General features: G+C 65.7%; 12 protein-coding genes. 7 read left to right on the plus strand and 5 right to left on the minus strand.

Annotation, left to right across the window (positions count from 1 at the left end):
* Nucleotides 1–47: 47 nt before the first annotated feature.
* The gene (locus O0881_RS19560; protein WP_289912584.1) at nucleotides 48–1,727 is read right to left on the minus strand and encodes a methyl-accepting chemotaxis protein; all 1,680 of its coding nucleotides are present in this window, start codon (nucleotides 1,725–1,727) and stop codon (nucleotides 48–50) included.
* A gap of 268 nt (nucleotides 1,728–1,995) precedes the next feature.
* Between O0881_RS19560 and O0881_RS19565 the strand changes: the two genes are divergently transcribed.
* Nucleotides 1,996–4,425, plus strand: coding sequence for a DUF3772 domain-containing protein (locus tag O0881_RS19565; RefSeq protein WP_289912585.1), 2,430 nt, complete (start codon nucleotides 1,996–1,998; stop codon nucleotides 4,423–4,425).
* On the opposite strand, the gene O0881_RS19570 is transcribed toward O0881_RS19565, so the two are convergent.
* A complete protein-coding gene (locus tag O0881_RS19570) occupies nucleotides 4,422–4,910 on the minus strand; it encodes a DUF2938 domain-containing protein (protein WP_289912586.1) in 489 nt (162 codons plus the stop codon). The two genes, O0881_RS19565 and O0881_RS19570, sit on opposite strands and share 4 nt — an antisense overlap.
* Before the next feature lie 59 nt (nucleotides 4,911–4,969).
* On the opposite strand from O0881_RS19570, the gene O0881_RS19575 reads away from it, so the two are divergent.
* The 4 genes from O0881_RS19575 to O0881_RS19590 all read left to right on the plus strand — a co-directional run bounded on the left by O0881_RS19575 (nucleotide 4,970) and on the right by O0881_RS19590 (nucleotide 8,989).
* Nucleotides 4,970–5,614, plus strand: a complete 645-nt coding sequence (locus O0881_RS19575; RefSeq protein WP_289912587.1) for a metalloregulator ArsR/SmtB family transcription factor — start codon at nucleotides 4,970–4,972, stop codon at nucleotides 5,612–5,614.
* Nucleotides 5,614–6,126, plus strand: coding sequence for a ClbS/DfsB family four-helix bundle protein (locus tag O0881_RS19580; RefSeq protein WP_289912588.1), 513 nt, complete (start codon nucleotides 5,614–5,616; stop codon nucleotides 6,124–6,126). Before O0881_RS19575 ends, O0881_RS19580 begins: the two co-directional genes overlap by 1 nt.
* A 95-nt stretch (nucleotides 6,127–6,221) precedes the next feature.
* Entirely contained in the window at nucleotides 6,222–7,937 is a 1,716-nt protein-coding gene (locus O0881_RS19585; protein ID WP_289912589.1) for an NAD+ synthase, read from the plus strand.
* Complete coding sequence (locus O0881_RS19590; RefSeq protein ID WP_289912590.1) at nucleotides 7,934–8,989, plus strand: bifunctional nicotinamide-nucleotide adenylyltransferase/Nudix hydroxylase; 1,056 nt, start codon at nucleotides 7,934–7,936, stop codon at nucleotides 8,987–8,989. The genes O0881_RS19585 and O0881_RS19590 overlap by 4 nt, the downstream gene beginning before the upstream one ends.
* 23 nt (nucleotides 8,990–9,012) lie before the next feature.
* Here O0881_RS19590 and O0881_RS19595 read toward each other — a convergent pair whose 3' ends face one another.
* Nucleotides 9,013–9,822, minus strand: coding sequence for a hypothetical protein (locus O0881_RS19595; RefSeq protein ID WP_251349619.1), 810 nt, complete (start codon nucleotides 9,820–9,822; stop codon nucleotides 9,013–9,015).
* Nucleotides 9,823–9,961: 139 nt separating this feature from the next.
* Nucleotides 9,962–10,864: a LysR family transcriptional regulator gene (locus O0881_RS19600; protein ID WP_289912592.1), complete on the minus strand. Its 903-nt coding sequence runs from the start codon at nucleotides 10,862–10,864 to the stop codon at nucleotides 9,962–9,964.
* Between the two features lie 127 nt (nucleotides 10,865–10,991).
* Between O0881_RS19600 and O0881_RS19605 the strand changes: the two genes are divergently transcribed.
* Together O0881_RS19605 and O0881_RS19610 are read left to right on the plus strand one after the other, a co-directional pair.
* Entirely contained in the window at nucleotides 10,992–12,413 is a 1,422-nt protein-coding gene (locus O0881_RS19605; RefSeq protein ID WP_289912593.1) for an MFS transporter, read from the plus strand.
* The gene (locus tag O0881_RS19610; RefSeq protein WP_289912594.1) at nucleotides 12,410–12,808 is read left to right on the plus strand and encodes a DUF4440 domain-containing protein; all 399 of its coding nucleotides are present in this window, start codon (nucleotides 12,410–12,412) and stop codon (nucleotides 12,806–12,808) included. The genes O0881_RS19605 and O0881_RS19610 overlap by 4 nt, the downstream gene beginning before the upstream one ends.
* Before the next feature lies 1 nt (nucleotide 12,809).
* Here O0881_RS19610 and O0881_RS19615 read toward each other — a convergent pair whose 3' ends face one another.
* Nucleotides 12,810–13,385, minus strand: coding sequence for a DUF1349 domain-containing protein (locus O0881_RS19615; protein ID WP_289912596.1), 576 nt, complete (start codon nucleotides 13,383–13,385; stop codon nucleotides 12,810–12,812).
* Between the last annotated feature and the right edge of the window lie 21 nt (nucleotides 13,386–13,406).

Here is a 13,406-nt window from a genome sequence, read left to right on the forward strand (position 1 = left end):
GCTGCATGACGCCACAGGCGCCGAGAGGCACCTGTGGCGTTGCTGTCTTAGAACTCTTCCCAGTCGGATGACGCCGTTGCCGCCGGTGCAGCTTTCCTGGCGGCCGGTACGCGCAGGGCGACGGCTTGCTGGCGCGGTACGGTTGTCGCGGCGATTGCCGGCTTGCTTGCCGGCGCGCCGGCTTCCAGCTTGAAGGCGCTCACCACCTGTGCCAGGGTGGCCGCCTGCTCCTGCATGGCTGCCGCCGCGGCCGCCGATTCTTCTACCAGGGCCGCGTTTTGCTGGGTGACGTTGTCCATCTCGCTGATGGCCTGGTTGATTTGCTCGATGCCGGCCGTCTGTTCCGCGCTGGCCGAGGTGATTTCTTCCATGATGTCGGTGACGCGGCGCACGCTGTCGACCAGGTCGCTCATGGTGTCGCCCGCTTGGTGCACGAGCTCGCTGCCGGCTGCCACGGTTTGGGTCGAGTCGTCGATCAGGGTCTTGATTTCCTTGGCCGCGGCGGCCGAGCGGTGCGCCAGGCTGCGCACTTCCGTGGCCACGACGGCAAAGCCGCGGCCCTGTTCGCCCGCGCGCGCCGCTTCCACGGCTGCGTTCAAGGCCAGAATGTTGGTCTGGAAGGCGATGCCGTCGATGACGCCGATGATGTCGGCGATCTTGTTCGACGAGGCATCGATTTGCCGCATGGTCGCCACCACTTGCGCGATGACGGCGCCGCCGCGCTGCGCCACGCCGGAAGCCGTGTCGGCCAGCACGTGCGCCTGGCGCGCATTGTCGGCATTCTGCTTGACGGTCGACGTCAGCTCTTCCATCGATGACGCTGTCTCTTCCAGCGAACTGGCTTGCTGCTCCGTGCGCGCAGACAGGTCCAGGCTGCCCGCCGCCACTTCGGACGAGGCCGAGGCGATCGTTTCCGTGCCGGCGCGCACCGTGCCCACCGTTTGCGCCAGGTTGTCGTTCATGCGCTTGAGCGCCTGCAACAGTTGCCCCATTTCATCGCTCGATTGCACGGTGATCTGGCTGCGCAAATCGCCTGCGGCCACCGTGTTGGCCACCTGCAGCGCCGTGGTGACGGGGCCGGTGATCGAGCGCGTGATGCCATACGCCAACGCCGCCGCGATGGCCAGCGCCGCCAGCGACATGCCGATCAGCAAGGTACGCGTGTTGGCATAGGTGGCATTCGCGTTGTCGCCCGCCGTGTTGGCCAGGGTATTTTGCAAGCTGATCTGTTCAGCAATCAATTGTTTGTAGACGAGCAATACGGGGCGCAGCTGGCCGTACAGGTAGGCGCTGCTGTCGTCCGGCGTGCCGCTACGGATCAGTTCAAGCAAGGCTTCCTGCCCCTGCGCATAGCGCGTGTTGGCGTCGTTCATCTTGGCCAGCAAGGCGCGTTCACGGTCGGAATCGAGCATGCGGGCGAGCTTGCCGAGATTGCCGGCCGCCGCCTGGCGCGCGGCCAGGATGGCGTCCGTTTGCTTGCGCTGGTCGGCCGGATCGGCGCTGAGCATCATGTTGCGCAGCGCGATGGCGATGTCGTTGATGTTGGCCGACACGCTGTTGGCGAGCTCGATCTTCGGCATGCTGTCATGCACGATATGGCCGGTGCCCTGGTTGATCTTGCCCAGCATGGCGATGCCCAGGCAAGAGATGATGATCAGCATGGCGCCGATGGCGCCAAAGCCTGTGGCGAGGCGTGTGCCGATGGTCAGGTTGGATAAAAACTTCATGGCTGTCTCAATACGGAGGGAGTGGTGAAAAGGTCTGCGGCGTGCAGATGGGTGCCGCGCCGCCAAGCGGACGACGATCCTAGACCTTTTTGAATGACATTTCCATAGGGCAATATGCCTAGTCGCGCCTGGAGGCACACGCCAGTTCCGCTGATTCTGTGGCTTGCCGGTGTTTTCAGCTATATTGACAGGCACCCGCCGGGCGGCACGCCATGACCGGCGCCGCCGCCAGTCCGGCAGTTTTTCTCATTTTCAGGCATAGGTCCGCATGACTTCTTTCCGTCTCCGTTTCTTCCCTTTCCTGCTGGCATTGTTGCTGGCGTGCTCGCTATCCGCGCCGCCCGCCTGGTCGCAGCCCGTCGATGACGCCGCCACGGCCGACCAGCGCCTCGACGGCTTGCGCAAGCAAATTACCGGCATCCAGAAGGCGCTCGATGGCGAGGCCGATCTGGATGACGCGACCCTGTCGCAGATGCGCGCCGATGCGCTGGCGGCCAGCACCGAAGCGGACAAGGTGGCCGACGCGCTCGCGCCGACATTGTCGAGCGTGCAGGCGCGGCTGGCCGAGCTGGGCAAGCCGGCAGCGGGGGTAAAAGATGCGCCCGACGTGGCGGCGCAGCGCAGCCAGCTGGACCGCACCAGCAGCGCGCTCGATGCGCAGGTGAAACTGGCGCGCCTGCTGGCCGTGGAAGCGGCGCAGGCCTCGGAGCAAGTGTCGACGGTGCGCCGCGCGCAGTTGCAGGCGCGCCTGGGCGAGCGCACGGCGTCGATTTTGGCTGGTTCTTTCTGGAAACAGCTGCATGCGGAATTGCCGCAGAACTTGCAGCGCCTGCGGGCGCTGGAGCTGGAGTTGGCGAACGCGGCCAGCGCCACGCCGTGGTCGGCCTGGGGCGGCTTGCTGGCCGCCATCGTGGCCGTGATCGGCGCCAGCGTCTGGGCTTCGCGCTACTTGCTGGTGGTGACGGCCACGCGCGTGCCGCATGGCCGCTTGCGCCGCTCCTTGCATGCGCTGGCCGTGCTGGTGCTGGCGCTGGCCACGCCGGGACTGGTGGCGGAATTGCTGGCCATGGGCTTGCGCTGGGAAGGCGGCCTGTCGGACAAAACCTCGACTTTTCTCAGCAGCTTGATCGGCATCATCTGTTTTGCCGGTTTTACGGCGGGACTGGGCCATGCGCTGCTGTCGCCACGGCGCGTGTCGTGGCGTTTGCTGCCCCTGCCCGACGCGCTGGCGCACCGCATGCGCAATTTTCCATCGATGTTTTCCTTCATCGTCGTGCTCGTGTGGGCGACGGAACGGGTCACCATCGTCATCAATGCGGGCCTGTCGACGGCCGTGGCCGTCAACTGCATCGTCGCCCTGGTGATGAGCACGACCATCGCCTACGGCTTGATGCGCGCCGAGCGCTGCTGGCGCCAGTTGCGCGAGGCCGATCCCGCCACCCTGGTCACGCCGCTGTGGCTGCGCTGCGTCACGGTGCTGCTGTGGCTGGCGCTGGCGTCCAGCGTCATCAGCTTGCTGGTCGGCTATGTGGCGTTCGGCAGCTTTGTCGCCAAGCAAATCGCCTGGGTCATCGTGGTGCTGTGCAGCACCTATCTGCTGACGGTGCTGGTCGACGATATCTGCATGCTGCTGGCTTCCACCCCGCCGCCGCCGGATGTGGCCAACCCCGTGCTGGCCACGCCCAAGGCGCGCGACCAGGCGGCCGTGTTGCTGTCGGGCATAGGCCGCGCCATCGTCGTGCTGCTGGCCCTGATGCTGCTGCTGGCGCCGTTCGGCGAAGGGCCAGGCGAGCTGTTCCAGCGGATCGGCAAGCTGCAGGATGGCCTGGCCATCGGCGAGGTGGCGATCCGCCCTGCCGCGCTGATCCAGGCCTTGCTGGTGTTGCTCGCCGGTTTTGTTGCGCTGGGCCTGTTCAAGCGCTGGCTGCAAAACAGTTATTTGCCGACCACCAACCTTGATTCCGGCATGCAAGTGTCGTTCATCACGCTGTTTGGCTACATCGGCGGCGTGCTGGCCGTGGCGCTGGCCCTGTCGGCCGCCGGCATCGGCCTGGAACGCATCGCGTGGGTGGCGTCGGCCTTGTCGGTGGGTATCGGTTTTGGCTTGCAGGCGGTGGTGCAGAACTTCGTCTCCGGCCTGATTTTATTGGCCGAACGTCCGGTGAAAGTGGGCGACTGGGTGTCACTCGGCGGTGTGGAGGGCGACATTCGCCGCATCAACGTGCGCGCCACGGAAATTCAACTGAGCGACCGCTCGACGGTGATCGTGCCGAACTCGGAATTCATCACCAAGACGGTGCGCAACGTCACCCTGGCCAATCCGCTGGGCCTGGTGCAAGTCAAGCTGCCGTTGCCGCTGGGCACGGATGCGCAGGCGGCGCGCGCGCTGATCCTGTCCACCTTTGTCGACAATCCCGACGTGCTCGACACGCCGGCGCCCAGCGTACAGCTCGACGGCATCGACAATGGCTTGTTGCTGTTCAACGCCACCGGCTATGCCTCGTCGCCGCGTTTGACCTCGGGCATCCGCAGCGCGCTGCTGTTCGAACTGCTCAAGCGCCTGGACGCGGCGCATATCGCGATCGCCAAGCCCAGCACGATGGTGCTGAGCACGGTGCCGGCCCAGCCCGAGGCACCGGCCATGTCGGCGGTGGCAGCCGCGCCGGCGCCCGCGCCCGTGCCGCCGCTGACGTCCTAACGGACCGTCGACCACAGCAGCGCCGCCAGGTACAGGCCGATGCCGAACGCCGTGTGGGCCATCAGGCTGCGCAGGCGGGCGGCCGTCGGATGCGGCGTCTTGCTGGCGGCCAGGCCGGCGCCCATGCCCGGCTGCAAGATGCAAAACGGCGCGGCCACGCTCACCAGGCCCGCCAGCAGGGCCGGCGCGAAGGTCGGCCCTTGCACCCACCTCTCACCCACCAGCGCCAGCAGCACGGCCGCAAACAGCACGCCGATCGCATAGTGAGCCGTCCAGCCCAGGATGGCTTCATCGCGCACGGGCGCCGCCTGGGCGATGTTGACGTGGGTAAAAGTGCCGCGCGGCAGATGGCCCAGCCAGCGTCCCACCATCGCAAAGTTCAGCGAGGGGATGCACCAGAAGCGTTTTAACGCCACCGCCCACACATCCATCACCGCCGTCGCGCCCGCGCCGATCGCCAGCGCATCGAGCCAGAGTATTTGCATTGCTGCTCCTAACATTCAATTGATTGCTTGAATGTTATAAGGGTGCTAGCATCGTGTCAATGAAAAATGCCGATATCGAACTTCTCACCGGTTCCGCCGGGTTTGCCCATATTTTAGGCAGCGCGCCGCGCCTGCGCCTGCTCGAGCAGATCGTGCACGGCGAGTATGCGGTGGAGCAATTGGTGGAGTTGACGGGCCTGTCCGTGGCGAATACCTCGCAGCATTTACAGCAGTTGCGGCGCGCCGGTTTCGTGCTGGCGCGGCGCGACGGCAAGCGCGTGCTGTACCGGCTGGGCAGCGGCCCCATCGTGCAACTGCTGGCCGCGCTGGACGTGTATGCGCAGCACCAGCGCAGCGAATTGCAGGCGCTGGGCCGGGGTGACCACGTGGAAGCGATCACGGGCGACGAGTTGCAGGAACGCATGCGTGAAGCCAGCATCACCGTGCTCGACGTGCGGCCGGCGCAGGAGTTCGCGGCCGGCCACTTGCCCGGCGCGGTCAATATTCCCTTTGATGACTTGCAGCGCCGCCTGGGCGAATTACCGGAGAATGCAGAAATCGCCGCGTATTGCCGCGGCCCGTATTGCGTGCTGTCCGTGCAGGCCGTGGCGGCCCTGCGCCAGCACGGCTTGCATGCGCGCCGTCTCGGCAGCGGCTACGACGATTGGCAGGCGGCCGGCTTGCCGGTCGTGAAGGCGGCCTGATGGCGATCCCCGACAGCAAGCAGGCACTGATAGCCGCCATCGACAGCACGTATGCCAAGTTGATGCAGGAGCTGGCGCGCGTGCCGCCCACGCTGGCGCGGGAACCCGTTCTGGAAGGGCAAGTGGCGGGCACGCGCATGAGCGTGTGCGACTTGCTCGCCTACCTGGTCGGCTGGAATGAACAGGTCTTGCACTGGCACGCGCAGCTGCGCGACGGCAAACGCATCGAGGACATCGCCTTTCCCGCCGAAGGTTTCACGTGGAACGCTCTGGGAAAACTGGCGCAGCGCTTCTATGCCGACTATGCTGACTTGAATATGGACGACTTGCTGCAGCGCTTGGCACAGGCGAAAGATCAGCTGCTGGCGCTGATTGAAAGCCATGACGATGCGCAATTGTATGGCCAGCCCTGGTACACGCATTACACGATGGGACGCATGATCCAGTTCAATACGGCGTCGCCCTATGCGAATGCGCGCACGCGCTTGCGGGCCTGGCTCAAGACCTTGTAGCACCCTGATCGGCAGGCTTGCACGATTGCATCAGTACGCTCAGAAAATTTTTCAGGCAGGATAGTGGTTTCAAGCGTAACCAATGAAGGATCGCCATGCTGACCATCGCCCTCGCCCAGATGAATCCCACCGTGGGCGATTTCGACGCCAATTGTGCCGCCATCATCGCGCGCATGGGCCGCGCCAGCAGCGATGGCGCCGACCTGCTCGTGTGCCCCGAGTTGTCGCTGTGCGCGTACTATCCGGGCGACCTGTTCGAGGACGCCGCCTTCCTGCGCGACATGCAGCAGGCGCTGGATCAGCTGCTGGAAGCGTCCACGCGCTGGCCTGCGCTGGTCACCGTCATCGGCACGGCGCGGCCGAATCCCGGCGTCGGCAAGCCCCTGTACAACGCGCTGCTGGCGATGCGCGACGGACGCATCGTGGCCGAATACTACAAGCAGCTGTTGCCGACGTATGGCATCTTCGACGAGGGGCGCCATTTCGAGCCGGGTCCGCCCGGTGCCTGCACCCTCGATATCGCCGGCTGCAAGGTCGGTTTCATGATTTGCGAGGATGGCTGGAACGACGATGGCCGCGCCTACGCCGTCAACCCGTTCGACGCCCTGCACGCGGCGCGGCCCGACCTGGTCGTCAGCATCAACGCCAGCCCGTCCGACATCGGCAAGCGCGCGCAGCGCCATGCCGTGTTCGGCGCCGCCTGCGCGCGCGTGAACTTGCCTTTGCTCTTCGTCAACCAGGTGGGTGGCCAGGATCAACTCGTGTTCGACGGCGCCTCGTTCGCCATGTCCCCCACCCTCGGCGTGCAATTCGAGGCGGCCCGCTTCGTCGAGGATTTTCAATTGCTGCGCTTTGCCGACGGCGGTTTTACGCGCACGGACGGCGCGGCGTTTCCCGTGCCCGACCCGGACGGTATCCCCGCCGTGGAATTTGCGCGCCGCCAGATCGTGCTCGGTTTGCGCGACTATGCGCGCCGCTGCCGCTTTACGAAAGTCGTCGTCGGCTGCTCGGGCGGCATCGATTCGGCGCTGACCCTGGCCTTGGCCGTCGAAGCCCTGGGCGCGGACAACGTGGTGGGCATCACCATGCCGTCCGTGTTTTCCAGCGCCGGCTCCGTCACCGATTCCGTCGCCCTGTGCGCCAACCTGGGCATCGTCCTGCACACGCATGCCATCCGCGACATCGTGGCGCAATACGAAGCGGGCTATGCCCAAGCCTTCGATGGCAAGCTGCAGGGGCTGCCGCTGGAAAACCTGCAGGCGCGGGTGCGCGGCACCATCCTGATGGAATACTCGAACGCCTTCGGCGCCCTGCTGCTCACCACCGGCAACAAGAGCGAAATCTCGGTGGGCTACTGCACCCTGTATGGCGACACGAACGGGGGACTGGGATTGATCGGCGACCTGTATAAAACGGAGGTGTTCGCCCTGTCGCGCCACCTCAACGCCAGTGCCGGGCGCGAACTGATCCCCGTCGCCGTGCTCGACAAACCCCCGTCGGCGGAACTGGCGCCGGGCCAGCGCGACACCGACAGTTTGCCGCCCTATCCCGTGCTCGATGAAATCTTGAAATGGCATATCGAGGGACGCCGCCTGCCGGCGCAAGAAAGCGCGCAAGCCTTGACCCTGGTCGACCAGCTGCGCGAGACGGACGAGGGCCGCGCACTGGTGACGCGCATCCTCGGCATGGTTGCCCGCAATGAATACAAACGGCGCCAGGCGGCGCCCATCATCCGCGTGCGTTCGCGCGCGTTTGGCAGTGGGCGTCAATTGCCGATCGCCGCCCACTACCCCACCGGAGACGACGCATGAGCTTATCCTATCCTGCCGACGCGGCCATCCTGATCGGCCGCTTCCAGCCTTTTCACAATGGCCATGCGGGCTTGCTGCAAAAGGCGCTGGCCACCGCCGCCAGCGTCGTGGTGGTGCTCGGTTCCGCCTTCCATGCGCGCAGCCCGAAGAACCCGTTTACGTGGCAGGAGCGGGCCGCCATGATCGCCGCCACCCTGCCCGAGGCGCAGCGCGCGCGCGTGCATTACGTGGCCGTGCGCGATTACTACGACGATGGCCTGTGGGCCGATGCCGTGCGGCGCGCCGTGGCGGGCGCCGTGCCCGCGGTGCAGCGCGTCACCCTGGTAGCCTGTTTCAAGGACGCCACCAGTTACTACCTGCACCACTTCCCGCACTGGCAGTTGCTCAACCTGGAGATCGATCCCGGTGCGCCCATCGGCGCGACGGCGATCCGCAACGTGCTGTTCGAGGCGGAAGACGTGGACGTGTCGCTGAGCGCCGTGGCGCAGCTGCTGCCGGCAGCCATCGGCCAGTACTTGAAAGCATGGACCTTATTGCCGTGGTACGCGCCGCTGGTGCAGGAATACCGCGCCATCGAAGCGTACAAGGCGCGCTGGCGCACGGCGCCGTATGCGCCCATCTTTTGCACCGTGGATGCGCTGGTGCAGACGGGCGGCCACGTCTTGCTGGTGCGCCGCGGCGGCTATCCTGGCAAGGGCTTGTGGGCGCTGCCCGGCGGCTTCCTGGAGCCGCGAGAACGCCTGCTGCAGGGCGCCCTGCGCGAACTGGCGGAAGAAACCCAGCTGGGCGTGCTGGCGCCCACCCTGGTCGAGGCGCTGGTCGGCGTGGCCGTGTTCGACCATCCGGACCGCAGCCAGCGGGGGCGCACCATCACGCATGCGCATTATTTCGACTTGAAGACGCGCCAGCTGCCGGCCGTGACGGCGGCCGACGATGCGGCGCTGGCGCAGTGGGTGCCGGTGAGCGCCCTGCCGGCCATGGAAGAGCAGTTCTTCGAAGACCACTTCCACATCCTGAACCACTTCCTCAGGCTCACGCACGAGGGGCGCTGACAGAGCCATCCCCTCGCCGCGCATCAGGACGTGATGCGCTCCCAGCCATGTCTGATGGCCGCCTTGAAGTTGTCCCACGCCGATTGCGGATACGTGTGCTCCCACGTGGAACGCAGCTCCGCTTCCACTTCATCCCACGGGCGGCCCCGGTAGCTGTCGCTGTTCGCCATCGAATGGCCATAGCGGTAGGCGGGATCGTAGTCCTCGAAGCGCGCGCCGGTGGCGACATAGGTGGCGCTCCAGTGGTTGCGGTAGTACTGCTCGTCGTCGTAGCTGGTGCCCGGCAGGTTGTCGGCGCTGGGGTAGCGGCGCGCGTTGGCACCCGCGCCGGATGACGGCGGCGCCATGCCGCCCGCAAATTGCTGCGATGCCGCCGTCTCGTTCAGGTTGCCGGCGGACGCGCCCTGCTGCATGCTGGCGCCCTGGCGCCGCGCGCCGTCGTCTTGCGGCGCACCCTGCCAGCCGCCGGTGCGCCAGTGCTCGGCGTGCGCATCGATGTCGAGCGGCGCATAGCGCTCGACGAGGTCGGTGGCGCGCTGGATATCGGCGTCGCTCGCCCCTTCCAGTGTCAGCACGACATGCCCGCGCCGCACGGCTTCCGCATAGATGTGGCGGTCGGCGTGGCTGCCGAACAGGTCCGTGAAGAAATGCTTGACGCTGTCGAGCAGGCTGTCGCTGTCGTCGCGGCGGATGTTTTCCGTGGCGGAAAAGTCGTCACTGCCCGCATCGTGCAGGCGGATGTTGGCGCCGGGAAAGCCCGCCGTGATCAGGTCGTGCCGGGCGCGCTCGGCCATGTCGCGCACGGCGAAAACTGCTGCCAATGTATGTGCCATGATGGTCTCCAATCGGTGAACAACGTCCTTCCAGTGTAGGCCGTGAAAAGCGAAATGGGCGCTCGTTTGCCCTTTGGAAATCGTTGTATTCAACAAGTATTGACGACGTGACATGGGCGCCGTGGCGCCACGTGAAACCTCAGGCGGGCGTGCCCACGAAGGCGCGCAAGAAGTCGATAAACGCGCGCACTTTTTCCGCAATATGCTGGGTGTTCGGATACACGGCATACACGCCCTGTTCCGGGAAGACGACGTCGGGCAGCAGGCGGCGCAGGCGTCCCGCGCGCACGTCCCCTTCCACCTGCCATTGCGGCAGCAGGGCCACGCCGCAGCCGCCCAGGGCAAAGCCCAGCAGGGCCGAGGCGGAGTCGGAATGGATGGCGGCGTCGTCCTGCGCGGCGAAGACGGCGGCACCGTCGGGTGTCTGCACGTCCCAGCGCAGGGGCATAGCGAGGCGGCTGTGCGCCAGCCAGCGCGCGCGCTGCAAGTCGGGCAAGGTGGCGATGTCCCGGCCGGGCAGGCTGGCCAGGTAGGCGGGCGAGGCGACGGGCCAGATCGCATATGGCTCGATCAGCGCGGCGCGGTAGCTCGAATCGTTGAGTGAACCCATGCGGATGGCCAGGTCGTAGCCGCCCGAGATCAGGTCTTCATGCGAGGACGACGAGGAATGCTGGATCTGCAGCTGCGGATGGGCGGCGGCAAAGGCGATCAGCGCGGGGATCACCGTGCGGCTGCCGTACTCGACGGTGGTGGTCAGGCGCAGGGTGCCGCGCAAGCCTTGGTGCCCCTGGCGCGCCGTCTCGATGGCGCCCTGGGCTTCGCTCAGCACGCGCTGGCAATCCTCGTAAAAGCGCCGTCCCACGTCGGTCAGCGCCAGGCTGCGCGTGCTGCGCGTCAGCAGCGACACGCCCAGCTCCGCTTCCAGCTGTTTCAAGTTAAAACTGACGACGGCCTTGCTCTGGCCCAGCACGGCGGCGGCCGCCGTGAGCGAGCCGGCGTCGACGATGGCGATAAAAATACCCAAACGGTCAAGACTGATCATAAATAAATATGAGGATACATGCGGGTTGCGGGAGTTTGTCAAAATTTCTTTGACAGTGTAATCGGGGCTGGCCCGTTACGCAAATGGCGATGAAAGCTTAAGCTGGCCGTTTGCCATTCGGAGCACCATGGACTATCGCAAAAAGGTCGCGGCCATCTATCTGCTGGGGTTTTTCGTCGACCTGATCAACATGTTCATCACCAGCGTCGCCTATCCCGACATCGGCCATGCCCTGCACGCCTCGGTGGCGCAGCTGGCCTGGATCAGCACGGCCTACATCCTTGGCCTGACCATCGTCATCCCCGCCAGCGCCTGGCTGGCTGCCTATTATGGCAGCAAAACCGTGTTCATGGCATCGTTGCTAACTTTTTTATGCGCCAGCATCGGCGCCGGCCTGGCGCCCTCGATCGAGGCGCTGATCGCCTGGCGCTGCGTGCAGGGCCTGGGCGGCGGCTTGCTGATCCCGCTGGGGCAAAGCATGACCTACCAGCTGTATCAACCGGCCGAGCGGCCCGGCCTGTCGTCCGTCATCATGCTGGTGGGCTTGCTGGCGCCCGCCCTGTCGCCCGCCTTGGGCGGCGTGATCGTCGACAGCCTGTCGTGGCGGGCGATTTTTTACTTGAACGTGCCGTTTGCCGCGCTGGCGCTGCTGCTGGCCGCCTGCTGGCTGCGTCCCGACCCGCCGCGCGCGCAAGTGCCCCGTCTCGACACGGGCGGCCTTGTGGCGGGCAGCACGGCCATCCTTTTTCTGTTGCTGGGCTTGACCATGCTCGGTACGCCGGGCGAGCTGCTTGCCGGCGCCGGCGTGCTGGCGCTGGGCGCCGCCTGCGCCTGGATCTACGTGCGCGGCGCGCTGCGCAAATCCACGCCGCTGCTGAACCTGCGCCTGGCCGCCGAACCGCTGCTGCGCATTGCCATGCTGATGTATCTGCTGGTGCCGGGCGTCTTCATGGGCGTGAGCCTGCTGGCCATGCTGTATTTGCAGGGCGTGCTGGGCATGTCGGCGTCGACGGCGGGGGCGCTGATGCTGCCGTGGGCGCTGGCCTCGTTTGCGGCCATCTCGCTCACGGGCAAAAGCTATCGCCGCGTGGGGCCGCAACCGCTGTTCATCGTTGGCGCGCTGCTGCAGGCGGCGGGCATGCTGATGTTGCTGCGCGTGGACGCGGCGGGCCAGTTGTTCTGGCTGGCCGGCGCGTATGCCGTGATGGGCTTTGGCGGCGGCTTGTGCAGCAGCACGGCGCAAAGCACGGCCTTCCTGCGCACGCCCGACGGGCAGCTGAGCCAGGCCAGCGCCGTGTGGAATATCAACCGTCAGCTGGGCTTTTGCCTGGGCGTGGCGCTGCTCAGCGTACTGCTCAACGGCTTGCTGGCGGCGCAGGGAATTACGTCGCTGGACGACCCCGCCCAGCACCTGCGCGCGGCGCAGGTTTTTCACTGGTGTTTTGCGCTGGCCGCCAGCGCGTGCGTGCTGCCTTTGGCGCTGTGCATGCGCATCGATAACCGCGCCGTTCTCGACCTTTTACATCACCATGGAGCAGCAAAAAAATGAAGACAACGACCCCCTGTTTTGACGACGTGTTATCCACGCATGTGCTGATTTGCGAGTGGCTCTCCGGCGTAGCCACGGCGCCCGAACATTGCGCCGATTTGCTCGCGCGTTTCTCGCCCGGCTTCACGATGGTGTCGCCCGCCGGCAAGCAGCTCGATCATGCCGGCTTGACGGCATTTTTCCAGGGCGCCGGCGGCAGCCGTCCGGGCCTCATCATGCGTATTTCCGACCTGGCATTGATCCAGGACAACGCGGCCGGCGCCACCGTGTCCTACCGTGAGTTCCAGTCGCTGCCGGGCGCGGAAAACACGGAGCGGCTGTCGACCGTCGTGTATGAGAAGACACCGGCTGGAACGCTGCTGTGGCGCCATTTGCACGAGACGTGGACCGCTTGATCTAGCTCAAATCGTGCAAGTCTTTTTGCTGCGCCGGGCCGATGGAAAACCGCGAAAAAACCACTTCCAGGCCAGCGCGTTCCGGCGTGCAGCACATGGGGCCGACGCGGTAGCTGCCGGTCTCGGGAAATGGCGCCAGGCGCAGCAGCGGCCAGCGCTGGCCATCGGTCGAATACTGCACGCGGATCGCGCCTTGCGCCACCGTCACGCGCAGCCAGAAACCGTCCGGCATGGCGGGAGCGCTGCTGACGGCCCAGTCGGATTTGTCCTGCGTCAATACCGTGCTCAATAAGAGCAGGCCGTCGGAAAATTCGACGCCGCACTTGATCCAGTTTTGCTCGTCGATGCGCACCATCATGCCGGCCTGGTCGTACAGCGCCGCGTACTGCGCCGCCACGTGCAGCTGCGCCGTGAAATCGCCGTCGATTTGCGTGCCGAAAAAATGGCCGCTGTCGCGGATAAAACCATAGTGAGTCTTGCGCCAGAAATCCGTATTTGTGTCCGTCGTCACGCGCAATTGCGCGCCGTCGGCGGACCAGTTTTCCGGTGGATTGAGCCAGCTGCCTTGCGTGAACATCGCGTGCCTTTCCGAGCTAAA

The organism is Janthinobacterium sp. SUN100 (genome assembly GCF_030397705.1).
In the GTDB taxonomy this organism is placed as follows: Bacteria; Pseudomonadota; Gammaproteobacteria; order Burkholderiales; family Burkholderiaceae_D; genus Janthinobacterium; species Janthinobacterium kumbetense.